Origin of the sequence: Poriferisphaera corsica (genome assembly GCF_007747445.1) — a bacterium.
In the GTDB taxonomy this organism is placed as follows: Bacteria; Planctomycetota; Phycisphaerae; order Phycisphaerales; family Phycisphaeraceae; genus Poriferisphaera; species Poriferisphaera corsica.
Genome location: NZ_CP036425.1, coordinates 979,619 through 1,002,866, shown reverse-complemented (window position 1 = coordinate 1,002,866; position 23,248 = coordinate 979,619). Strand labels below are relative to the sequence as shown.

General features: G+C 50.9%; 19 protein-coding genes and 1 tRNA gene. 11 read left to right on the top strand and 9 right to left on the bottom strand.

The annotated features are described in order from the left end of the window. Positions 1-30: 30 nt before the first annotated feature. Together KS4_RS04015 and KS4_RS17480 are read right to left on the bottom strand one after the other, a co-directional pair. Positions 31-1,434 carry a sulfatase family protein gene (locus KS4_RS04015; protein WP_200761551.1) on the bottom strand — a complete coding sequence of 468 codons (1,404 nt, stop codon included), beginning with the start codon at positions 1,432-1,434 and terminating at the stop codon, positions 31-33. Then, positions 1,382-1,675, bottom strand: a complete 294-nt coding sequence (locus tag KS4_RS17480) for a hypothetical protein (protein WP_200761759.1) — start codon at positions 1,673-1,675, stop codon at positions 1,382-1,384. The genes KS4_RS04015 and KS4_RS17480 overlap by 53 nt, the downstream gene beginning before the upstream one ends. On the opposite strand from KS4_RS17480, the gene abc-f reads away from it, so the two are divergent. Then, positions 1,650-3,755 carry a ribosomal protection-like ABC-F family protein gene (abc-f, locus tag KS4_RS04010; protein ID WP_200761550.1) on the top strand — a complete coding sequence of 702 codons (2,106 nt, stop codon included), beginning with the start codon at positions 1,650-1,652 and terminating at the stop codon, positions 3,753-3,755. The two genes, KS4_RS17480 and abc-f, sit on opposite strands and share 26 nt — an antisense overlap. A 35-nt stretch (positions 3,756-3,790) precedes the next feature. Here the strand turns inward: abc-f and KS4_RS04005 are convergent, their stop codons facing one another. Continuing rightward, positions 3,791-4,477 carry a dual specificity protein phosphatase family protein gene (locus tag KS4_RS04005; protein WP_145074953.1) on the bottom strand — a complete coding sequence of 229 codons (687 nt, stop codon included), beginning with the start codon at positions 4,475-4,477 and terminating at the stop codon, positions 3,791-3,793. Between the two features lie 464 nt (positions 4,478-4,941). Here KS4_RS04005 and KS4_RS04000 point away from each other — a divergent pair, with 464 nt between their 5' ends. Next, the gene (locus KS4_RS04000) at positions 4,942-6,381 is read left to right on the top strand and encodes a phosphodiester glycosidase family protein (RefSeq protein WP_145074951.1); all 1,440 of its coding nucleotides are present in this window, start codon (positions 4,942-4,944) and stop codon (positions 6,379-6,381) included. A gap of 308 nt (positions 6,382-6,689) precedes the next feature. Next, a complete protein-coding gene (locus KS4_RS03995) occupies positions 6,690-8,186 on the top strand; it encodes a phosphodiester glycosidase family protein (protein ID WP_200761549.1) in 1,497 nt (498 codons plus the stop codon). Positions 8,187-8,296: 110 nt separating this feature from the next. On the opposite strand, the gene KS4_RS03990 is transcribed toward KS4_RS03995, so the two are convergent. After that, positions 8,297-9,172, bottom strand: a complete 876-nt coding sequence (locus KS4_RS03990) for a HEAT repeat domain-containing protein (protein WP_200761548.1) — start codon at positions 9,170-9,172, stop codon at positions 8,297-8,299. A gap of 192 nt (positions 9,173-9,364) precedes the next feature. Between KS4_RS03990 and KS4_RS03985 the strand changes: the two genes are divergently transcribed. From KS4_RS03985 to phoU, 6 genes are all read left to right on the top strand, one after another. Then, complete coding sequence (locus tag KS4_RS03985) at positions 9,365-10,378, top strand: UbiA family prenyltransferase (protein ID WP_145074945.1); 1,014 nt, start codon at positions 9,365-9,367, stop codon at positions 10,376-10,378. 505 nt (positions 10,379-10,883) lie between these two features. Beyond that, complete coding sequence (locus KS4_RS03980) at positions 10,884-11,888, top strand: PstS family phosphate ABC transporter substrate-binding protein (protein ID WP_145074942.1); 1,005 nt, start codon at positions 10,884-10,886, stop codon at positions 11,886-11,888. A gap of 124 nt (positions 11,889-12,012) precedes the next feature. After that, on the top strand, positions 12,013-12,999 hold the full coding sequence (pstC, locus tag KS4_RS03975) for a phosphate ABC transporter permease subunit PstC (protein WP_145074939.1): 987 nt from the start codon (positions 12,013-12,015) through the stop codon (positions 12,997-12,999). Between the two features lie 60 nt (positions 13,000-13,059). Continuing rightward, positions 13,060-14,052 (top strand): PstA family ABC transporter permease, encoded by a 993-nt coding sequence (locus tag KS4_RS03970; RefSeq protein WP_200761547.1) that lies wholly within the window; start codon positions 13,060-13,062, stop codon positions 14,050-14,052. Between the two features lie 61 nt (positions 14,053-14,113). After that, a complete protein-coding gene (pstB, locus tag KS4_RS03965) occupies positions 14,114-15,013 on the top strand; it encodes a phosphate ABC transporter ATP-binding protein PstB (protein ID WP_234698851.1) in 900 nt (299 codons plus the stop codon). Positions 15,014-15,190: 177 nt separating this feature from the next. Continuing rightward, positions 15,191-15,862, top strand: coding sequence for a phosphate signaling complex protein PhoU (phoU, locus tag KS4_RS03960; protein ID WP_145074936.1), 672 nt, complete (start codon positions 15,191-15,193; stop codon positions 15,860-15,862). Between the two features lie 430 nt (positions 15,863-16,292). Here phoU and KS4_RS03955 read toward each other — a convergent pair whose 3' ends face one another. After that, the gene (locus KS4_RS03955; RefSeq protein ID WP_200761546.1) at positions 16,293-17,108 is read right to left on the bottom strand and encodes a FliA/WhiG family RNA polymerase sigma factor; all 816 of its coding nucleotides are present in this window, start codon (positions 17,106-17,108) and stop codon (positions 16,293-16,295) included. Between the two features lie 465 nt (positions 17,109-17,573). Between KS4_RS03955 and KS4_RS03950 the strand changes: the two genes are divergently transcribed. Together KS4_RS03950 and KS4_RS03945 are read left to right on the top strand one after the other, a co-directional pair. Beyond that, positions 17,574-18,461, top strand: coding sequence for a formyltetrahydrofolate deformylase (locus KS4_RS03950; protein WP_145074933.1), 888 nt, complete (start codon positions 17,574-17,576; stop codon positions 18,459-18,461). A gap of 140 nt (positions 18,462-18,601) precedes the next feature. Continuing rightward, complete coding sequence (locus KS4_RS03945; protein WP_145074930.1) at positions 18,602-19,273, top strand: T6SS immunity protein Tdi1 domain-containing protein; 672 nt, start codon at positions 18,602-18,604, stop codon at positions 19,271-19,273. Between the two features lie 422 nt (positions 19,274-19,695). Here KS4_RS03945 and KS4_RS03940 read toward each other — a convergent pair whose 3' ends face one another. The 4 genes from KS4_RS03940 to KS4_RS03925 form a co-directional block, all read right to left on the bottom strand. After that, complete coding sequence (locus KS4_RS03940; RefSeq protein ID WP_145074927.1) at positions 19,696-20,307, bottom strand: AAA family ATPase; 612 nt, start codon at positions 20,305-20,307, stop codon at positions 19,696-19,698. Positions 20,308-20,367: 60 nt separating this feature from the next. After that, positions 20,368-21,939: a hypothetical protein gene (locus tag KS4_RS03935; protein ID WP_145074925.1), complete on the bottom strand. Its 1,572-nt coding sequence runs from the start codon at positions 21,937-21,939 to the stop codon at positions 20,368-20,370. A gap of 135 nt (positions 21,940-22,074) precedes the next feature. Beyond that, a tRNA-Val gene (locus tag KS4_RS03930) sits at positions 22,075-22,148 on the bottom strand. Between the two features lie 196 nt (positions 22,149-22,344). Continuing rightward, the gene (locus tag KS4_RS03925) at positions 22,345-23,226 is read right to left on the bottom strand and encodes a thymidylate synthase (RefSeq protein ID WP_145081415.1); all 882 of its coding nucleotides are present in this window, start codon (positions 23,224-23,226) and stop codon (positions 22,345-22,347) included. Between the last annotated feature and the right edge of the window lie 22 nt (positions 23,227-23,248).

Here is a 23,248-nt window from a genome sequence, read left to right as displayed (position 1 = left end):
TTCGTATCCATCTTTATTATTCCGACTTTATCAGGCAGAGATCCGTTGAAGAATCGTATCCAACCGTGGCTTCGTGGCATTCGCCACGCCAAAACCAATGGTCGAGTTCACTAAATTCTTTTTCTCATCAATATCACCAATCAGGTCATAAACTGCCATCGGCTCAAAGCTCGGCGTACGGTACACAATCTTGTATCGCTGTGTTTCGATCAATAATCGATCCTCAAATTCTGATATCAAACCAAGCGGTGTATCCTTCGGCACAAGATCGTCCGTCATTAACAATGGCTTCAACGATCGACCGCCTAACCTTACATTAGACAATTGCTTAACCCCTGCAATATCCAATAGTGTGGGCACAACATCAGCGGTCGAGAAAAATCCTTCAGGTATCGCATCATGCGGCATTGTCGTATGACGTGGCGGTGCAACAATCAGCGGTGTCTGAATACACCCCGAATGAAACGACTGATGACCAACAAGGCCTTTTTCTCCCAACATCGTTCCACGATCCGATGTAAACACCGTCCATGTCCGTTCACGATCTTTACGCTGATCCGATGCCGTCACAATCTGCCTCACCGCATAATCCACCATCGACACACGCCCCAGATAATCCGCTCTGATTCGAGCCAACTGCCCCGGATCTAGATGCTGCAGCGATGTCCGCACAAATACCGGCTGAGTCATCGCATGCATCCCCCTGAAATCTGCCAACGTAAAACCATCACGCAAATGCTTTGTCGAAACTAGTCCATCATAAATCGTCGGCGGCGGCAAATGTGAATCAGGCCCAGCCATCACAATAAATAATGCCCACGGCCTATCCTCAGGCAATGTCGGAATCATCTCTTCCGCCTGCCTTGCAATAAACCCATCAATATCATCACATGGCTCCAGCAGCAACCGTTCCGGTTTAAACGGCCCATACCGTTTTCGCGTCATCCGCTGCTTCATGATTGCCGCCAACAAGCCACGCTTTCGTAAATGCCTGTAATACAAATCTTCAGTCGCACGCGATTGCCGCACAATATCTAAATCTTCCAGACAAACTGACTGGTCCAGATGCGTCAAAAACGGCCGCACCAATCCCACTCCCGCGGTGTGATATCCCGCATCCCTCAAATACCCCGCCAATGACACATCCAATTGTCGCTGCGAATATGGCCGTACATTCTTCTCACCTTCCTCATCCACCAAATCCTCATCCGTCGCCACCAAATGGCCACTCATCTGCCTCGCATGCAACCCCGTAATGAGCGAGTCAAACGCTAGTGGATCCGCTGGCGATGACGCGGTCGTTACCATCCGTGAACCTCGTCGCGCAAGCGCCTCCAGATGCGCAGTCGCTAGCGGCCACGCATGTTCATCCGATACCGCATCAGATCTGAATCCTCGCGGCAAGATTATCAACAAATTGGGCGTCGATCTCATGCCACAAAGCATAGGAGATACAGACCCATTTGTTGAACATTTTCGCCCTAATATCAAGGATAAAATCACGGCCACGCTGGTCGATCCGCACAGGTGTCATCAACTGTCTAAAGTAACGAATCCCCCAGACAAAAACGGTCCTAATACACCCTTCTGTTCCAATCGTAACGGCCATACCATCTGTAATGATCCTGTCACTTTTGGCGGCAATCACCATGTCAGCTACAATCTCTACCCTCATCAACTCAAGCGATCCCAGCCCGCAACAGAACTATCCGTACCCCGCATCACCAATCGAAAGGCCACTCCACAACATGGCTCTTATCAGCGTAGCAAACGTAGAACTCAGCTTCGGCGACCGTGTCATCCTTGACGGCGTCAACCTTACCCTCGATGCCGGTGAGCACGTCGGCCTTGTCGGTCGTAACGGCTGTGGCAAAAGTACGCTGATGAAACTCATTGCCGGCATCGGCAACCTTAAAGCCGAAAAAGGGCAAATCCAAGTCGCTCGCGGCGCCTCCGTCGGCTACCTCCATCAGGATCACAACCTCGATGGTGAAAAAACGCTCCGCGAGGAAGCAGGCGAAGCCTTCGCCCACCTTGATGAAATGCATGCCCAACTCGAAAATATCGCCCACCAAATGGCAGATGCCGAAGGCAGTCAACTCGAAAAACTCATGAAGCAATATGAGCGTGTCGAGCACAACATGCATACTGCTGGTGGATATACCGTCGATCACATCGTCGACGAAGTCCTTCACGGCCTCGGACTCACTGACGCATTCTTTGGCGTCAAAGTCAAAGATCTCTCCGGCGGACAGCGAGGCCGACTCGCGCTTGCCAAACTTCTGCTCGCACACCCCGACATCCTGCTACTCGACGAACCCACCAACCACCTCGATATTGAAGGCCGTAAATGGCTCGAAGAATTCCTCAGCGAATACAACGGTGCCGTCATCCTCATCTCACACGACCGTTGGCTTCTCAACCGCAGCGTTAAGACTATCTACGAGTTAGAACTTGGCAGAATGGTCGAATATCCCGGCAGCTACACCAAATTCCGTGAGCTTCGCACTGAACGTATTCTCGCCCAACGCCGCGCCTACGATAAGCAACAAACCAAAATCAAACAGGAAAAAGCCTTTATCGATCGATACCGCGCAGGCCAACGCTCAAAACAAGCGCAAGGCCGTGAAAAGCGGCTCAGCCGATATATACGTGACGAGCAGCTCGAGCGTCCCGCAGAACTCGACGTCATGAATCTCAGCTTCAAGAAAGCCAAACGTCCCGGCGACCACATCGTCATCGCAGAAAACGTCAGCAAAGCCTATGGATCAAAAGTCCTCTTTAAAGATGTGGACATCAAGATCACACGCGGCGAAAAAATCGGCATCATCGGCCCCAACGGTGCTGGAAAAACCACACTCGTCAAAGTTCTCCTCGGTCTCCTCGATCGCGATGCAGGTATCGTTAAAAACGGCGCGCAGATCGACGTCGGGCACTTCAAACAAACCCATGAAGACCTCGCACTAAACGAAACCGTCGTCAACTATCTCCGCCGACACGTTGCCAACGAAACCGAGCAGGAAGCTCGCGATCTGGCTGGCGCATTCCTCTTCACCGGCAACGAACAGGACTCGCTCCTTGGCACATGCTCCGGCGGCGAACGCGCACGTGTCGTCCTTGCAGGCCTTGTTGCAGGCGGCCACAACGTCCTTATCCTCGACGAGCCCACCAACCACTTGGACATCCCCTCATCTGAACGCCTTGAAGAATCACTCAAGCAATACACTAAGCCCGTCAACAATTACACAACCGTCGGTGAAAAACCCATCGAAGGCACACTAATCCTCATCTCCCACGACCGAATGCTTCTCGATAATCTCGTCGATCAACTACTCATCCTTGACGGCAACGGTAACGTCCGACAATTCCTCGGCAATTACTCCGAGTATGCCGAAACCATCACCAGAGAAAAGCATCAAGCAACCGCAAAAGCCGAAGCAGCTCGCAACGAACAACAACGCAAAGAGGCTGAAAAACGCAGAGCCGAAGAAATCCGCATTCAACAATCTCAGAAACAACAACCTCAACAGCAACCAACCCAACGAAAAAACACACGCTTTAAGCACATGAATCAGCAAAAACTCGAAGCCGCCCTCGAAGCTGCTGAAGTGCGTCTCACAGAAATTGACACCCTGCTCGCTAATCCAGACACTTACCGCGAAGGTGACCAAGTCACACAACTCACAGCTGAACGAGAAAAATTGCAAAGTGAGTACAGCCAAATCGAAGACGAATGGCTCTCGCGATCAAATTAATTTATCTATCTGATGATTAGCCCCACCAAAATTCTTCACTCGTAAGCCGCATTATCCCAAGCCGGTGGTTTCGCCTGCGCTGTCTCAATTGGCGATTCAAGATAGACCTTCATTTGAAGGTGAAGCATTTCCTTTGTTTCTGGAAAATGCCAATACCCGCGCATCTCTTCAACCGCATCGTCTAATTTCCAACCCTCAGCTTTTACCCGATACAATGCCACCGCATATCCCGTGCGATCCGCACCCGCAGAACAGTGCACCAACACCGCATCCCCTTTTTCCGCCTGCTCCATCAGCTTCTCAACTTCACCTAATTCATCAATCCCAGGCAACTTCGATGTTCCCCACCCATATCGATGCACTTTCATCCCCATTTTCTCAGCATCTTCAAACCAATCCTGCGGCCCAGCGAGTGACACTACCGTACCGACCCCATACTGAGCCTTCAGATATTCCAGAAACGCAAGATCAGGGTTCGATGATCGATACACCAGCCCCGGCACAACCTCATCGAAGTTATACGCAGATTCTTGTTCACCCAATAACCAAGCCACTTGTTTCCCAAATGCAGGATACGGCGGCCTCAGAATCTTTTGATCCAAAAGAACCTTTGTCACTAACAAGCTGACAACTGTTACACCCACCGCAATCAGTGTGAAATGCCACCAGAATCGGTTTGGCCGTTCACAATCCCCGACCCCGTTTTTATTTTTTTGATGCATGAACCCTCTTTCGTGATACGCACATCTTATCTCACACAAGCCTTTGTGAATATTAATTTTATGTCAGTATTTACATCTAGACTCAACCAAACTTAAACCTAACTTGTACAGATATGACTAACGCTGCATCCAAACATCAATCAACAACCTAAAATAGCTATCTTGCCCCGTCTTACAGCCCGGCAGAACAGCCAAACAAATATTTCTTCAATCACCGAACAATTTCTTTGTTAGTTTCAGAATTTCATGTACATTTATATACACAGTGGGTCGCTTGAAATGCCGACCGCCGGGATTGACGTCCAGCTTTGCACGCCAAATTGATCGGTAAACCGCATTTCTCCAAGTAAACATGCTTTTTCAAGCATATATGAGTTGCTGTCACAGGCATCGGCATAACAGCTGTCGTTCCAATGCTTTGTGATGGGTTGAGTAGAGACCTTACTTTCTGAGAGGTGAAACGTATGATGAAATCCGCTTTGGGACTATTGAGCGCAGGCATGATCCTGAGTATCGCAACTGCTGCCCAGGCATGGGAAACCAGTAACCCATTTGATGGCGTTGTTTACAGCAAACTTCGCAACAAAGATGCACACCAATTCCTAGGCTGGAGCTACAGCCCCCTCGCTGTGGATGTGATGGAAATCGATCTCGAAGCAGAAGGAATCAACTTCAAAACCACACCCTCCAATGGCTCAAAAGCAGGTGACACCACCCGCCAAACCACCATGCAGTTCATGCAGTCCTCAGACACAGAAATTGCCATCAATACCAATTTCTATGGCACCACATTCTCGCCATACACCGAAACCGACAACATTGGCCTCATGTACTCTGACGGCCAACTCGTCTCTTCTTTCTCTAGTGCTTGGCCCGCAATCAATATCTCTTCGAAAAATGAAGTCGAGCTTGTTACCAGCTACTATCAGAATCAATATGCCTACTTCAATGCCTTCGCTGGCAGTGACGTCATCGTCGAAAACAGCCAGCTCACGGGCAACGGTCAAATCGACCACGCCACCTCACGCCACCCACGTACTTCCGTTGGCTACAACGCAGCAGAAAACAAACTCATCCTCATGACCGTCGATGGCCGCGACTCCAGCCGTACCATCGGTGTCACAAACAACGAACTCGCCAAACTCATGCAAGGCTTCGGTGCAACCTGGGCCATCAACCTCGACGGTGGCGGCTCAACACAAATGACCATGAACAATGGTACCGCTCACTACGTCAACAACCCCTCAGATAAATACCGCAAAGTCGGTGGCAACTTCGGCGTCAACGCCAACATCAACAATACCTATTCCGAACTCGCTTCCTTCGAGCACGGTAACCTTGCCAAATTCGATAAAAACCTCGACTGGTCAGGCACCTCAAATAACATCGCCTCATCTTCCTCTTTCGAAGTCATCACAGGCGATGCCGCAGAAGGCAACAGCGCACTCAAACTCACCATCAACGAAGCCTCGTCTTCTAGCGATTGGCTCACACGTATGGTCTCTGCTTCCGGCAGTGCCGCCAATAACACGAAATTTGAAGCCAACGGCTTCATCGGTATCTGGGCCAAAACGACCGACGCAGATCAGTTCCTCTCACTTGCACTCGACGAAGGATCTGACCTCGAAAAATCCACAAAAAAGGCGCTCGTCGCCGACGGTAACTGGCATTATTACGAGTGGAATCTTGATGATGCCGACCAATGGGATAGCTTCGTAGGCAATGGCAAAATCGACAGCGCCACATTCTCACTCGATTCAATCCTACTCTCTGGTAAATCAAACTCCGTCACATTCATTGACAACCTCAAGCACGACACTGTCTCCTCAATGATCATTCCAGAACCCGCAACCCTCAGTCTTCTCGCAATCAGCGGCCTCGCACTCCTTCGAAGTAAACGATAACCAATCGTAAAACCCGAAACTCTAAAACCACTTCAAATGAAGTGGTTTTTTTATATACACTCCAATAGGCTAGCCTTGCTAAATGAAACACTTTCAAACAAAGCCGAGAATAAGACCGCGGGTATACATAATCTAATTTCATCGTTTTTGATATTTACGCGCGTCCATATCTGCATGTACTTTGCTCTCTGTTTCACATATCAATTCGTTTCTATTTTCTGCAAACATATGACGTATCTAACATTCCGCCGGGGCGAAAATCTATCGTCGGCTTTTTTGCTTTTTCTACCTCTCTAAGGAAACATATGATGAAAAAACGAATCGCACTCGGACTATTATGCTCCATTGCTCTCACCTCTCACGCGCTTGCCGGTTGGACGACAACCAACCCATTTAGCGGCGTCTCATACAGCGCGCTGCGAGGTACTGACGTTCACGGTATTCTCGGCTGGAGTTATAGCCACCTCGACGTCGATGTCATGGAAATCAAACTCGCACAACCATCTATCAGTTTCACTTCGACACCCAGCAACGGTTCAGATCCATACGATACGACACTTCAAACCACAATGGATTTCATGAACGCAACAAACACTGAAATCGCCATTAACACTAACTTTTATGGCACATTCAGTCCAAATGCTGACAACGTTGGTCTAGTTGTTTCCGACTCCAATCTCGTTTCATCTTTCTCAACCGGTTGGCCCGCTGTCAACATCTCACCAACAAAACAAATCGAACTCCTCACCAGCTATACCGGCAATCAATATGCCTACGGAAACGCATTTGCAGGCAGCGACATCATCGTTCAAAACGGTCAACTCACAGGCAACGGCCAACTCTCGCACGCAACTTCACGTCACCCCCGCACTGCCGTAGGCTACAACGCCGTTCTCAACAAACTCATTCTCATGACTGTTGATGGCCGTCGCTCCGATTCTATCGGCGTCACTAACAATGAGTTAGGTAAACTCATGAAGGCATTCGACGCAACATGGGCAATCAACCTCGATGGCGGCGGTTCGACTCAAATGACCATGAACAATGGCACTGCACATTATGTAAATACACCATCAGATACATATCGCGCTGTCGGTGCTAACTTCGGCGTACACGCTGTGGCTGACAACTCATACATGGCCTTCGCAAACTTCGAACACAACAACTTCGCGAACTTTGAATATTCACCCGGCTACTCAGGCAGCAGCACCGGCTTCAATGAAAGCCTTTCAACAACTGAAATCGTCACTTCTGATGTAGCCGTTGGCCAAGGTGCCATGAAACTCACGATTACCGATGACGCCTATCAAACCAACGAGTGGTTCGCTCGACTCGTCTCAGGAAGTTACGCAACACGCAGCCAAAACACCATCCGAATCGCAGACGGATATGTCGGAGTCTGGGCCAAAACCACTGACACCGATGCCTATATCTCCATTGCACTTGATGATCCAACGACTGGTGATCGTGGTATCCGCAAAGCAATCACCGCTGACGGCAATTGGCATCTCTACGAATGGAACATTGATGACGCGACCGCTTGGGAAAGTTGGGTGAATAACACCAATGGTCAAATTGATGGCAGTGACTTCACAATGGACTCCATCCAAATCTGGGGCAAAGGCGACACCGTCGTTTATCTCGACAACCTCGCACATGACACCGACGGAAGCCTCTCATACCTCACTGGCTACTCAGTTGCTTCTGGCCTAAGCATTTCGTCAAACCAAATCCCAGAACCCGCATCCCTATGCCTGATCTCCATCAGCATACTCGCGATGACAAATAGACGCCGCCGCTCATAACACAACAAATCATCTCACACAAAGATCGCTCCTTATATCGAGCGATCTTTTTTATATAAAAAAACGGCCGCCTTTAGGCGACCGCAATATTTCTTCTTAATAACCCCCGCCTATTCTTCCTCGTCTGTCGGCGTCATTGCTTCAACTGCAATAACATCTTCTTCTTCAAGCGGCCGCTTGCCAATCGGAAGCTTCGGCTGAACCTCTTCGCGTTCCTTCCAGAAACGCACCTTATCGATGATCGATGCTGGCTTTTGATACGGCAAAAACTGATACATCTGCTGATCAATAAACAATGTCGAGCGATTCTCACTTCCCCATTTAATCCACGCTTCACCTTGCGACGTGAATTGTTGCCCCGTCAGTGTTCGCAACGACTGATGCGCCGCCTGCACAACACCATAATTCGGATCGGACAACGCACCCACCAACGTGTCATAGACCAACGGCTGAGGGTACTGCCCCAACGCCGCCGCACATGCCTGCCTCACATCAGAGTCCTCATCCATCCGAAGCGTCTCAATCAAAGGCTGCACCGCAATCGGATTATGAATCCGCTGCAATGCCTGAGCCGCCTGCCAACGCACATACGAAACCTTGTCCTTCAACAACGGCGCTATCAGTTCCGCATCCTCAACCGTCCCATGCATCCCAAGCGCTTTCGCACACGTCGCCCTCACCGTCGCATCATCGTCCACAGGCAACACCTGTCCCTCAGACCCACGACCCAACATCACCCGGTACGTCCGGACATAAGGCTCCTCATGCCCAAACGGCGATGCCGCAATCAAAGCCACCGCACGACGACGCTTATCCGCATCATAAATATCAAACAAATCCAACGCCGCTTCTTTCGGCGACGGCGGCATAAAATCCGATAGCAAATCCAATATCGGATTGCCTGACGAGCTCGCACTGCAGCCACCCAACAGCAGCGACGCCATCGTTGTTAACAACGCGACCTTTGTCGCACCGATCTTTTTCACACTTGATCTTCTCATCAGGCCTGACAGTTTACCTTTTTTAACCAACCATTGCACTGATCTTTACACTCTGTATACGATCGGCTTACCCCCCTTGTTCGCCACACCCCCCTTTCTGAGCATTCACCCCCATTCTGCCAACTCGCCAAGACTTTATTAAGGCTACAACTCACCATCACGCCGATAATAACACTGATGAACCACCCATCCACAAAAACACGAATCAACCTACGTGACATACTTCACCTCTTCGAACTCGGACGCGGCGAAGTTATCCTCACACTCATCGCCAATATTTGGCTCATGACCTTCATCCTCCACCGTGACGACAACGGCCTCACCCCCATTCTCACCCTTCACCTCATCCTTGTCACACTCATCGCACTCGGTCTTGCCGGCCTGGGAATCGCACTCAACGACGTACTCGATGCCCGCCACGACCGTGCTTTCGCCCCCAAACGTCCCATCCCCGCTGGCCGTGTCAATGTCCGCTTCGCCATCGCCGCCGCTGTTGTCAGCATGATCGACGCCGTTGCCGCATCCATCTGGCTCGGCGAACTCAACACCACCATCACACTCATCACCGTCGGCGGCATCCTCTTCTACAACCTCACCGGCCGCTTCATGCCCGCCGTCGGCGTCGTCTCTCTCGGGCTCATCACATCACTCGTCATGCTCATCCCCGACCCTCGACCCGAATATGCATGGCCCATCATCCTCGCCATGACACACGTCATGTTCTGCTCAACCGCTCGTCATTGGCTCGCCAACAAACGCCCCCGACTCACCGCAAAAGACGGCTTCGGCATCTGCGCTGGCTGGCTCTTCTGGAGCATGCTCATCGTTGGCGTCCTCCGGCCTCATGAAAACCCAATCGCACAAACCGCAACTCAAGCGCACATCATCCGCCTCATGCTCGGCCCCGTCCTCGCAATCATCGTCTTCGCCATCATCACCAGTATTATGTTTGGCAAAGCCGAAAAATTAAACATCACCACACGTCGACAACTTGGACTCCGATACTCCCGCATCGCCGGACTTTGGCTCATCGTCTACGACGTCGCATGGCTCATCGGCCTCGGCATGTACTGGCAAGCCATCGTCATGACCGCGCTACTCCTACTTGCCGTCCTCATCATCTGCCTCGGCAAAATCATTCACGCATTAATCGGTTCCCCACCAACCTTCGGCCTATCCGATCAGCTCTAACATTCATGCTTCTCGACCTTTCCACATCAACACCTGTTACGCACAATCTGAACACATCTAACCTATTCCTAACATTCCATACCCCTCTTATGCCCCTAAAACGAACGTTAGCATGCTTTCTTACATTCCTCATCTACCGCTAACAATCCGTTAACAAACCAAATTTATTCTTTGCACCTGAACTAAGAGCCAATTGTGTTTGTGTCTCTATGAACGGGTTTTCGTGCAAAACTATATGTACACATGATTCAGTTTCGCACCTAGCCATACCCATTCATTTTGACTAAACACGCCAACGCTCGAACGCGACTCGACAATCGCAAAGGTGCTGCAGCCAGTTCGTTGTCGTCTCCGTTGCCTGGTGAGTGATAACAGCAACATAACGGAGAGAAAGATACCGGAAGGGGATAACCGGGGGAGGAAAAACGTACACCCGTAACTGTTACGGAAACAAACAAGATTGACTTCAACATTCAAACTGTGACATCCTTTAGGAGATCAACTGATGAACCCCATCAGCAAAATCCGCTTCGCAGCACTCGGCCTCGCTGCTGCTGGCCTGATCGCAACAACTTTCACGACTGTTAACGCCGCCGACAAAAAGCTTTCCGGCCCAGTCCGTATCGACGGCTCTTCAACTGTTTACCCAATCACCGAAGCTGTCGCCGAAGAATTTTCCGGTGAAGCCCCACGCGTCAAAGTGACCGTCGGCGTCTCCGGCACCGGTGGTGGCTTCAAGCGTTTCGTCATCGGCGACACCGACATCTCTGACGCTTCACGCCCAATCAAAGGCAAAGAGCTAAAAGCTGCCAAAGAAAACGGCATCAACTTCATCGAAATCCCCGTGGCATACGACGGCCTCACCATCGTCGTCAACAAAAAGAACAGCTGGGCTAAAAACCTCACTGTCGATGAGCTCAAGGCAATCTTCCTCGACAGCTCCGCTGTCTCCAACTGGAAAGACGTTCGTGCAGGTTTCCCAGATCTCCCAATCAAGATCTACGCTCCAGGCACAGACTCCGGCACATTCGACTACTTCAAAGAAGTCGTTGCTGGCAAAAAAGGTTCTATCCGTAGCGACATGTCCGTTTCCGAAGACGACAACATCCTCGTCCGCGGCGTGGCCGGCAACAAGGGTGCAATCGGCTTCTTCGGTTGTGCTTACTACTTCGAAAACACCGACCAGCTCAAAGCTGTCGCAATCGACGGCGGCAAGGGCGCTGTACTCCCATCATCCAAGACCATCGAGTCTGGCGAGTATGCTCCTTTCTCACGTCCTCTGTTCATCTACGTCAACGCAAAGAGCGTGAACAAGCCACAAGTTGACGCCTTCGTCAAGTTCTACTTCGAACAGGGCCCTGCCCTTGCCGAAGAAGTTGGCTACGTCCGCCTTCCATCCGCTGTCTACGCGATCGCTAAAAAGAAGTACCTCACCGTTCACACCGGCACACACTTCCTCGATGCAGATGGTGAAAAGATCAAGGGTGCACTCCCTGACATCTATAAATAACAACTAAATATCTCGTACGTTGCTGCCTAACCGCAGCAACGTGCCTTCTACCTCAAAAACTCATCACCCTCACACACCACTCGATTTCATGACCCAGCCTTACCCACGTATCACGGCTATATATATGACCACTCTTTCAAATACATCCTCCTCTCCCCACGAGCCCCGTCGGCTTTCCGACTGCAAACCACGCTCAAAAAGGATTCGCAAAATCCGCGAATCACTCATCATGACCGGCCTCATCTCCTGCGGCCTCTTCTCTCTCGCTACCACACTCACCATCATCATCGTCCTCGCTAAAGAAACCATCCGTTTCTTCAACCTCGATGAAGTCTCACTCGCCGACTATTTCCTCGGCCTCAAATGGGCACCACTACTCGGCGCCGAACACCACTTCGGCATCTGGCCCCTCATCTCCGGCACACTCCAAGTCACCGTCATCGGCATGTCCGTTGCCATCCCACTCGGCCTCATCACCGCCATCTGGCTCAGCGAATACGCTCCCGAAAAAATTCGCCGTGTCCTCAAGCCAATGCTCGAAGTACTCGCCGGTATACCCACCGTCGTCTTCGGCTTCTTTGCCCTCACCATCATCACACCCTCGCTTCAATGGCTACACGGCGGATTCGAAGTCTTCAACGCCATGTCCGCCGGCATCGCCGTCGGCATCATGTGCCTCCCCATCGTCACATCACTCACCGAAGACGCACTCCGCGCCGTACCCAAACAACTACGCGAAGGCGCCTACGGTCTCGGCTCAACACGATTCGAAACTTCCACAAAAGTCGTCACACCCGCCGCGCTCTCCGGCATCATCGCCGCATTCCTTCTCGCATTTGCACGCGCCATCGGCGAAGTCATGATCGTCGCACTCGCCGCAGGCTCATCACCACCGCAACTCGTCGACTCACTCGTCAACGGCTTCGACCCTCGCGGTGAAACACAAACCATGACCGCCTACATGGTTCAAATCTTCCTCGGCGATGTCTCGAATTTCGGCCCCGAATACTACTCAGCCTACGCCGTCGGCGCAACTCTCTTCCTCATGACCCTCGCACTCACCATCATCGGCCACATCGTCCGCGTACGATTCCGCCAAGCATACGATTAACCCAAACAAGCTCAACGCCTCACACTAACCCTTGATTAGAACACCACAGAGCAATCCATTATGCAGTCACTCTCTGATCCAGCACTCCATAAAAACGGCCGCTTCGCCAAAGATAAACTCTTTGTCGTCCTCTGCATCACCGCAGCCGCGCTCTCCATCGCAATGCTCTTCATCCTCCTCACCTCCATCGGCCTCCAAGGCAAAGACTTCCTCACTTGGGATTTCCTTACAAACTCCCCCTCACGTAAACCCGTCAAAGCCGGCATCTTCCCCGCCATGATGGGCACCATCTTCGTTTGTGGCGTCTGCGCCTTTACCGCAATCCCTATCGGTGTCGGCACAGCCATCCTCCTCGAAGAATTCAAACCACGAAACAAATACCTCCGCATGCTTCACGGCATCATCCAACTCAACATCACCAACCTCGCAGGTGTCCCCTCCATCGTCTACGGCATCCTCGGCATGACCGCGTTCGCACTCATGTTCAACTTCTTCAAATCCGATTTCTACGCCTCTTTTGCAGGCGAAATCGCCACCATCGATAACCCCGCATTCGAACTCGGTACCACCGACAACTGGTACTATCTCCGCTTCCCATTCGGACGCTCCGTCCTCGCAGGCGGGCTCACACTCATGCTCGTCATCCTCCCCATCATCATCATCTCAGCACAGGAAGCCCTCCGCGCCGTTCCCGGATCACTCCGACACGGTGCGCTCGCTCTCGGATGCACGCGTTGGCAAACCGTCTGGTCAACATCACTCCCCGCAGCAATCCCCGGCATCATGACAGGCACGATCCTCGCCATGTCACGCGCCATCGGCGAAGCCGCTCCACTACTTATCATCGCCTCACTATACCTCCGCTTCACACCCGGACACCTCATGGACGACTTCTCTGCCATGCCGCTACAAATCTTCAACTGGGCCGGCAGACCACAAGCCGACTTCCACTACGTCGCAGCCTCAGGCATCATCGTCCTACTCATCATCCTCCTCTCATTCAATGCAATCGCCATCACCATCCGCCAACTCACACACAAACCCATGAGCTAATCACACACACGCTCAGCCTAATGACCAATTAAAATCAACTTAACCTAACCAGTTAATAGCCATGACCATGACACAAACCACCGACCAACAAGAACAGTTCGTGAACGCACCCGAAACCAACGGGCAAACCGTCACAACAGATCAACCAAAAGACGAGCTTTCACTTTCAAAGCCTGTCGTCCACGAACGCGCCGACGTCGTCGGGAATAAAGTCGCCATCGAAGTCAAAGACTTCAACTCATGGTACGGCAACTTTCAAGCGCTTCACGACATCTCCATGAACATCGCCGAAAAATGCGTCACCGCTTTCATTGGCCCATCAGGATGCGGCAAATCCACATTCCTACGATGGATCAACCGCATGAACGACCTCACCATGGGCGCACGCGCACAAGGCACACTCAAACTACACAACCAAGACCTCTTCGCACCCGGCACAGACGTCGTCGACCTCCGCCGACGCGTCGGTATGGTCTTCCAAAAACCAAACCCATTCCCCAAATCAATCTACGCCAACGTCGCCTTCGGCCCGCGCCTCCACACACGCATCTCCAAAACTGATCTCGACGAAATCGTCGAAAACTCACTCCGCCACGCTGCCCTATGGGACGAAGTCAAAGACCGTCTCAAGCAATCCGCACTCGGACTCTCCGGCGGACAACAACAACGTCTCTGCATCGCACGCGCTATCGCCGCTGAACCCGAAGTCCTCCTCATGGACGAGCCTTGCTCCGCACTCGACCCCAAGTCCACCGCAGCGATCGAAGAACTCATCGATCAGCTACGCAAAGAATACACAATCGTCATCGTCACACACAACATGCAGCAGGCCGCCCGCTCATCCGACTACACCGCCTTCATGTTCCAAGGCGACCTCATCGAATACGGTCCAACCCGTCAGATCTTCACCAACCCAGAAAACGAACAAACCGAAAACTACATCACCGGCCGCTTCGGTTAATCACACACAACACAATGATTGTGTTCACGATCGCAAAGATGCCCCCTCTTATCCTGCCACAAGCCTATACCTGCCGAAGCCGCTTCATAGCGTTCCTCAGCAAAACAGTAAACGCGTAAAACGCCTAATAAAACAAACACTTAATGACGAGCAGCTTCCTCACAAGCTGAATGGACAATGCACCTCAAACGACAAGTCGAAAAACTGAAAAAGCAGATACTCTCACTCGGCGCACTTGCCGAAGAGTCGGTTCAAAACGCAATCACCGCCATCCAACACCGCGACCCTGAACTCGGACAAAAAGTCTTCGACGCCGATCACCTCATCGACCTCGCCGAAGTCGACATCGAAGAAGAATGCCTCCACACCCTCGCCCTATACCATCCTGTCGCAATGGATCTTCGCTACGTTGTCGCAACACTCAAGATCAACAACGAACTCGAACGCATCGGCGACCTTGCCGTCAACATCGCTCAACAAGCAATCTACCTCTCACGCTTCGCACGCCTCGACCGCATCCCCTTCGACCTGCCCGGCATGACTCACACCGTCAAATGGATGCTCTCAAAATCCCTCGACGCGCTCATCAATCAAGACGCTCAACTCGCCCAACAAGTCAAAGACCGTGACGACGAAGTCGATGCAATCCACACCGGCATGTACCGCCGCGTCGAACAGGCCATCCGCGAAGACCCCGAACTCGTGCAAACCTACATCCATCTGCTCAATGTTTCGCGCAACCTCGAACGCATCGCCGATCATGTGGTCAACATCGCCGAGGACGTCATCTATATGACTGAAGGCGACATCATCCGCCACGGCCGTAACCGCTCCATCCTCGAACAATAATCCCCCCCCCTGTTCGTATCACGCAACTTCCAATCCCACCCCTGACTTGCAGCGATCCCCACGATTACAGCGCATAATTAGACGTAAAAAAGAGAACGCCTCCAAGCCCATTACCGCCGGTGGCGGGGTGTCCCCCCCAATCCCTCTCACATTGATTTCCCCATTCGCTGCGAGCTTACAGCTCGTAGATCTTTATGCTTATCAATTTTCTCGATTGCAGCGCATAGTTAGACACCATACCGAATCCTACAACGCCAATAGCCGCGGCCTACAGACCACCGATCTTTATCATCACTCAACCACCTATTTGCCCAACAACATTTCGCATCACGCACTCACCCTCGCCCCATATAACAGCAAAAAAGCCAGTCCGAAGACTGGCTTTTTTTTATTCTCTCTCATCTTACCCCTGCGAAATCTATCGCTCACATTAGTCCAGCTCTGAATAAAGCTGTCCGCTTCTGTGTGCGAGCCCCGCCCGTAATCTCGCCAGCACCGATGCATGCATCTGACTGACGCGAGACTCCGAAAGATCCAGCGTCGTGCCGATCTCTTTCATCGTCATTTCTTCAAAGTAGTAAAGTATAAGAATCAAACGCTCAGCCCGTGACAGACCTTTCGAGATCAGCGACTTCAAATCCTTACGCTGAGCAGCCGACATCGGGTTCTCTTGCGTCCGATCGATCAGCACGTCAATCTCACGCATCTCACGCGAGCTATCCGTCTCAAAGAACTTCCGGTCAAGCGAGGTCACGCCAACCGTACTCGAGTCCTTGCGGATCTTGTCGTACTCCTCCATCGAGATATCCATCTCTTCAGCTATCTCGTCGTGAGTCGGTTTACGACCCATCTGCATCTGAAGCCTGGTTCTCGCCGTGCCGACTTTATTCGTACGTGATCTCACCAGACGTGGCACCCAGTCCATCGCGCGCAATCCGTCAAGGATCGCCCCACGAATTCGCGGTGCACAGTAAGTCTGGAACTTGATCCCTCTCGACAAATCAAATGCATCGATCGCATCCATCAACCCAAAGATCCCCGCACTAATCAGGTCATCACAATCGACCTCGTTCGGCAACTTTGAGTGGACACGCTCTGCTATATATTTTACGAGCGGAAGATAGTGTTCCAAGATCTTGTTACGGAGAAACTCTGTCTCTCCAGACTTGTATTCCTTCCAGACCTCGTCAACATTCTCATTTGTAATAGTCGACAGGCTTGATGGGCTTGCCTCCGTGCGGCTCATGGTCTTCTCCTTGACCCAGTGCGCTTCCGTGATCCATTACCCGATGGTCCATGCATGCCACGCAACGTTCAGACATACACTTCTCATACTGCCGTCCACATGCCTGTCCCAGCATCAAATCATCCATTCTCCACATTCTGCTAACATTCTTCGTCTACCATGACGTGTCGCAGTTAGTAAAGCTTTAGCCAACAAACAGTCCCTAAGAAAGACAAGAACGTCACATACGCATTATTCTACCCAGCGCATCTGACGTCGAAATTACGGAACCTGTTTAGTTAGCATGATTTGTGAGCACTCCTTTGCTCTTATAACAAAAGTGGACTTTGCAGTGACACGATTATAAACAAGCTATACCGCATTCCACAAGCCGAATCTCGTTACAATAGCGCTTATCAACAGGTTATTCATTCAAAACACATATCCTCACCCGTAGATAACCGAGGAGATACGAGGAGCAGTCTCATGCCAACCATCAAAGCCGTCATCAATGTCATCGGCTCCGACCAGAAAGGCGTCGTTGCTCGATTCGCAACATACGTCGCCGAGAAGGACATCAACATCCTCGATATTGAGCAGCAGGTCGTCAACGGCAAGTTCATCATGGACATGCTCGTCGATCTTGCTGAAATGTCTCTCTCTCTCGATCAGCTCATCACCGAAATGCTCGAGCTTGGCAAAGAAATCGACATGCAGGTTCGCGTCACCTTCCACGATCAACGCCGCCGCAAACGCGTCGCCGCCATGGTCACCAAGGAAGCTCACTGCCTCGATCAGATGATCAGTGATTGGAAAACCGGCAAATATCGCGGCGACATCGTCTGCGTCCTCGGCAACCACCCCGACCTTGAGTCTGTCGCCAAAGATGCCGGCCTGCCCTTCCATTGGCTGTCATCTAAAGACAAGCCCGCCCATTTCAAATGGATCATGGAAAAATTAGCTGAGTACGACATCGACCTCGTCGCTCTCGCTCGCTACATGCAGATCATTCCGCCTGAGATGGTGAAAAAGTACTCAAACCGTATTATTAATATCCACCCCTCATTGCTGCCTTACTTCCCCGGCGCCAAACCCTACCACCAGGCATGGGAACGCGGCGTCCGAGTCACCGGCTGCACCGCTCACTTCGTCACCGAAGATCTCGACGAAGGCCCGACCATCCTCCAAGACGTCTTCCACATCAACGTCGGCAACGACACTGCTGAAGACGTCCGCGAAAAAGGCCAAAAACTCGAAGGCAACGTCCTCTCCAATGCTGTTCAAATGTACTTGGATGAAAAGCTTTTACCATTCGAAAACAAGGTCGTCTTCCGCCCCGGCCTCTCCCGCTTCCTAGACCACGCTGAGGATTAAAGCTAAAGCTTTAACAAAAACTAGACACTATCAAAGCTGCGATCGATTCGCAGCTTTTTATTCACACTGATTACATATATATTAAACCCGTATGTAAATATCCTGTTTCCTATCTGAATATTGATTGTCTGGGGCAGAACATGACATTCAGCCGATTTCTTCAAAACTATACACCAAGCTCGAATACTAAAAACGGGCCACTCCGACTCAATGTCGATAATGATTTGAAATCTGTGGTGGAAACTATAGGCGGCACATCCTACAACAACGGCCTGTACACCGTACTATCTGCAGACGAGATACAGCCTGTTACCAAACTTGTGTATTGCATTTTTCCAAAGTCCCAAGGTCGCTGTGTCGCTTTTTCGCGAGATTGGCTTGGACGAATTTTCGTGATTGATCATAAAAACACCGTAAACGGCAAACCGACAATACTTCTTATCGAGCCAGGTACAGGTGAAGCCCTTGAAATCCCTTTCGATATCATCAGCTTCCATAGTCAAGCTCTAATCGATCATCAAGATGATGCACTTGCCTATCCCTTCTTCACTGAGTGGTATAGCACTTATAACCAACACTTTAATTACCAACAATGCGTCGGTTATAAAACACCTCTGTTTCTCGGTGGATCAGACACGATTGATAATTTGGAAATAACTGATTTTCAGCTATATGTCGATCTATGCAGCCAACTACTTCATAAAACCACGAGCATAAAAAATGGGCAAAGAGTCAACGACATAATCATCAAATCCGATAAAAGGCCGAAGAATATCAAATCCAAAATACTGAATCTCTTGCGCAAGAAATGAACTACTGAGTCATACCCTGCAATTGGAAACACGTCGCTCCCATAAAATGCTATGTTTCTGAATAGCTATATTTGCGCACAAATGCACGATATTGCCTGATGCGGGTTTGTGTGCGTGTGCATCAAAACTGCGTTTTTTCGGTCGATTTCTGACTAAAACGATCCATTGCTTGAGATTGCTTGATCTTTTCGCCTCAAAACCAGTCAAAACGAAATTCGTTGTGCGAAGTGCTAGGCAAATCGTTTAATACTGTTGCTGCAACAGGTTAATGAGTACGTATTTCGAAGGGTCAACAAAACGTGCGCACAGGAATTTTAGGCGTGTGCATGTTTTGTTCAGCGTTCTGTAGGCCGTATGCGCGCAAATTGATCTCAAGCGATACAAATACAATTGTAAAATTCAGTTTTTATCCTAATCGACAGTTAGTCAAAAACATCAGGAAGATGGAGGACAAAATCGAATGGCTCGTCTTCGGTCACTGGTTCGTATTCTGCTTCGTGTTCGGCGGCAACACGCTTCCATCGTTCGGTTGCGTAATCGCGATGATCGTGCTGAATGCGAATGGCGGCATGGAAGGCGGCCTCGCGTTTCGGCATCACAACGCCTAACACGCAGATAAACTCACGGCCATGCACTTCTGCAAGACGGTTGATTACATCAAGACGGCGTCGACGGGTATGGTTCGTTGAATCCGCAACAACTGAAAAACCCTGCCCCAACCAATATGCAGCGACTTCCCGCATTGCTGCGAGATATTGTTGTTGCAGAGGGATTTTATAATCGTATGTACCGCCGTGGAATGAAGAGATGAGCATGTCCTCGTAGGCCATGAGGAAGTGTTTGTCGAGAAAGTATTTAGCGACGGTGGTTTTACCTGAGCCGATCATGCCGACGGGGATGACGACGATGAGCTTGTTGTCGGGGGATGGGCTGGATATTGGCGTAAGCGATTGTTGATCTAATCGTGCAATAGTCGGAGCCTGTTTGAGCTTAGCCCAGAGATCATCGAGTTGTTGTGTGAGCTTGGTAGTCATGATTGATCAGCTCATTATAGGAAAGCAGGGACTCGGAGGTAAAATATTTGGGTTGTCGGGTTATCTGCGCTGCAATTTGGGGATGAAGTTAGGGTCGAGGACGGCGGTTTTTGCGTAGGCTTTCCAATGGTTAATTGACTGGTCTTCGATGATCTTAAAGGCGGCCTGATCGGCAGGGTTGCCGTGGCCATGCCCGTAGGTGTGGAGGATTTCGTGCTGAAGGTGATTGATTCTTGATTGATAATCGCGATTGAGGAGGAAGTGTTTTTCGGGCATGGAGATGTGGCCGTTCTTTTTACCTTTGCGTTTACCGCGCCACCCACCTTTTGCGCCGGATTTATTGGTGATGAGGTAGATGCGGATGTTGCCGGAACCGGGATAATCGGTGATGGGTTTGCTGTGGGTGTATGCGACTTCGGCTTTAGCCATGTACATACGGGCGAGGGTTGCGACACAGGCTGGGACATGGATTTCAAAGTGTCTCGTGCGGTAGGTATTGATTTTTTCGATGGGAATGACGGCGTCAGGAAATAGGTTGGTCGTTGTTTTAACGGCACAGGCAAATTGACGGACAAATTTCTCATTGGGCCAATGATCGGGTTGTACTTCAGTGGATGGGAGGTTGAGTTTTCCGGTTTTCGAGCCGACTTCGTATTGAATGCCTGAGAGTTGTAAGTCGGCAGGATTGAGGATGAGGCCGGACTTATCGCGGACGATGAGTTGCTGATAGATGGGGTAGATGTACTTGCCTTTGTGTTTTTTCTTCATCGCTTCAACCCAGGCGTGTGGCTTGAGCGGGCCGCCGAGGGTGAGATTGGTATTACGTGAAGCGAAGATGGATTTAACGCCAAAAGTGATGGTGTTCTGGTTGCTGATTTTCAGGTTGTAGGTTGCTTCGAGGTAACGCCGATTCGTATACACAACAACGGGATCATTGAAATTGAGTGTACGGATTTGATCCATCAAATTGAGGTTGAGTGTTGCTTCGGTATGAGGCGGCGTCTCGGGGTCAAGGGTGATCGTGATGCGGTTGAGCTTTGATGTTTGTATGACGAGTGTTCCATTGCGGATTTGAGAGAGTTGTGTGTAATAGATGAGGGGCGTGTTATTGTAGGTCGCGTTGATGATGAGTTGGTATTTGATTTTGGGCGAAACGGTGAGTGTGGGGAGCGTTGTTGGCGATGCATGGCTGGGACGAATCCATCGGATTTGTTTGCCATCATCATGAGCTCGGAGGACGAGCGATTCAACGGTGAAGTTGGCGGGAGCGTTAAGAGTGAGCGAAACTTGTTTTGTTTTGAGTGGGATATTTTCTGATCGTGTTTGACGCGAAGGTGTCAGGAGGGGTGTTCTTACGGAAAGGATGCTGTCCTCGGTTACGCGATTGAAGACAAGCGCATATTTTCCATCGGGAAGCTGTGCGGTGATTTTGTTCTGATCAACGGTAAAGGCTTTGAATTCCGTGGAAAGGTCATAGGTCCTGTAGGGTTCGCTAAAAGGGAGTTGATAGGACCAAATATCTGCCAGATCGGTGTGGCCGGGGATGGTCACAGTAAGATCTGCTGCGTGAGCGATGGAGGCCAACAGAAAGGCGACCATAGCGAGCAATTTGGCTGATGCGTTAAGAATCATCTCAGCTCCGGAATCATGTTGGTTTGTGAACAGATGTATTATGCATCAAGGCGGGATCGGGTGGAAGCGTGATTGAGAAAGAGATGGGTAACAAAAAAACTCCTGATCGTAGTCAGGAGTTTTAGTGGTGTTTAATGGGCGATACTGGACTCGAACCAGTGACCTACTCGGTGTAAACGAGTTGCTCTAGCCAACTGAGCTAATCGCCCTTTAGGGGAGGCATTATAGCGGGTATATGCGGGCGAGTGCAAGTTGGGAAGAAGTTCGGGAATAAGGGTGAAAATGCGGGGACAGAAGACCGGCGGCCTGCCAGTCCGTGGCTACCACGATGCTGAATCGATGGCGCACAACGATACGCGTCGCCCCAAGGGCGGGTTTGGATAGTCGATATTACGACCTAAAAAATTAGACGGCGACGGGGGCTTTGATGTGAGGGTGTGGATCGTAGTTGAGGAGTTCGAAGTCATCGAACGTGAAATCGAAGAGATCTTTGACGTCTGGGTTGAGACGCATGGTGGGGAGTTGGCGGGGTGTACGGGCGAGTTGCTGTTCAGCTTGCTCAAAATGATTGGTATAGAGGTGGGCGTCGCCGAGGGTGTGGATGAAGTCTCCTAACCGCAAGTTAGAGACTTGAGCGATCATCATGGTGAGCAGTGCGTATGAGGCGATATTGAAGGGAACACCGAGGAAGATGTCGGCTGAGCGTTGATAGAGTTGACAGGAAAGTCGAGCGGGGCCGCCATCGGACTGAGGCTGGACGTAGAATTGGAAGAGCGCGTGACAGGGAGGGAGGGCCATGTCGTCGACGAGGCCGGGATTCCATGCGGAAACGATGAGGCGGCGGGAGTCGGGGTTGTGTTTGATTTGATGGAGGAGTTGCCTGATCTGATCGGTGGTTGAGCCGTCGGGGTTGGGCCAGGAGCGCCATTGCGAGCCGTAGACAGGGCCGAGGTTGCCGTTTTCGTCTGCCCAGTCATCCCAGATTGAGACGCCGTTGTCTTTGAGATAGGCGATGTTGGTGTCGCCTTTAAGAAACCAGAGCAGCTCATGAATAATAGAACGAAGGTGGAGCTTTTTGGTGGTGACACAAGGGAACCCGCCCCCCCCTATTTGTGTCATGTCATTTTCCAAGCCGCTGCTGACTTGCAGCGCATTGCTTTTTGAGGGGGGGGATAGATTGAAGCGCATCTGGTGGCCGAAGACGGATCGCGTACCGGTGCCAGTGCGGTCGGAGCGATCGGAGCCGTGGGTGAGGACGTGCTGCATGAGGTCGAGATATTGCTTCATATTCATGAGTTTAAGGGGGTGG

What these genes read in the sequence shown, in the direction of transcription:
- KS4_RS04015 (WP_200761551.1), bottom strand. Translation starts at nt 1,434, where the DNA reads ATGAGATCGACGCCCAATTTGTTGATAATCTTGCCGCGAGGATTCAGA.
- abc-f (WP_200761550.1), top strand. Translation starts at nt 1,650, where the DNA reads ATGTCAGCTACAATCTCTACCCTCATCAACTCAAGCGATCCCAGCCCG.
- KS4_RS17480 (WP_200761759.1), bottom strand. Translation starts at nt 1,675, where the DNA reads ATGAGGGTAGAGATTGTAGCTGACATGGTGATTGCCGCCAAAAGTGAC.
- KS4_RS04005 (WP_145074953.1), bottom strand. Translation starts at nt 4,477, where the DNA reads ATGCATCAAAAAAATAAAAACGGGGTCGGGGATTGTGAACGGCCAAAC.
- KS4_RS04000 (WP_145074951.1), top strand. Translation starts at nt 4,942, where the DNA reads ATGATGAAATCCGCTTTGGGACTATTGAGCGCAGGCATGATCCTGAGT.
- KS4_RS03995 (WP_200761549.1), top strand. Translation starts at nt 6,690, where the DNA reads ATGAAAAAACGAATCGCACTCGGACTATTATGCTCCATTGCTCTCACC.
- KS4_RS03985 (WP_145074945.1), top strand. Translation starts at nt 9,365, where the DNA reads ATGAACCACCCATCCACAAAAACACGAATCAACCTACGTGACATACTT.
- KS4_RS03980 (WP_145074942.1), top strand. Translation starts at nt 10,884, where the DNA reads ATGAACCCCATCAGCAAAATCCGCTTCGCAGCACTCGGCCTCGCTGCT.
- pstC (WP_145074939.1), top strand. Translation starts at nt 12,013, where the DNA reads ATGACCACTCTTTCAAATACATCCTCCTCTCCCCACGAGCCCCGTCGG.
- KS4_RS03970 (WP_200761547.1), top strand. Translation starts at nt 13,060, where the DNA reads ATGCAGTCACTCTCTGATCCAGCACTCCATAAAAACGGCCGCTTCGCC.
- pstB (WP_234698851.1), top strand. Translation starts at nt 14,114, where the DNA reads ATGACCATGACACAAACCACCGACCAACAAGAACAGTTCGTGAACGCA.
- phoU (WP_145074936.1), top strand. Translation starts at nt 15,191, where the DNA reads ATGCACCTCAAACGACAAGTCGAAAAACTGAAAAAGCAGATACTCTCA.
- KS4_RS03955 (WP_200761546.1), bottom strand. Translation starts at nt 17,108, where the DNA reads ATGAGCCGCACGGAGGCAAGCCCATCAAGCCTGTCGACTATTACAAAT.
- KS4_RS03950 (WP_145074933.1), top strand. Translation starts at nt 17,574, where the DNA reads ATGCCAACCATCAAAGCCGTCATCAATGTCATCGGCTCCGACCAGAAA.
- KS4_RS03945 (WP_145074930.1), top strand. Translation starts at nt 18,602, where the DNA reads ATGACATTCAGCCGATTTCTTCAAAACTATACACCAAGCTCGAATACT.
- KS4_RS03940 (WP_145074927.1), bottom strand. Translation starts at nt 20,307, where the DNA reads ATGACTACCAAGCTCACACAACAACTCGATGATCTCTGGGCTAAGCTC.
- KS4_RS03935 (WP_145074925.1), bottom strand. Translation starts at nt 21,939, where the DNA reads ATGATTCTTAACGCATCAGCCAAATTGCTCGCTATGGTCGCCTTTCTG.
- KS4_RS03925 (WP_145081415.1), bottom strand. Translation starts at nt 23,226, where the DNA reads ATGAAGCAATATCTCGACCTCATGCAGCACGTCCTCACCCACGGCTCC.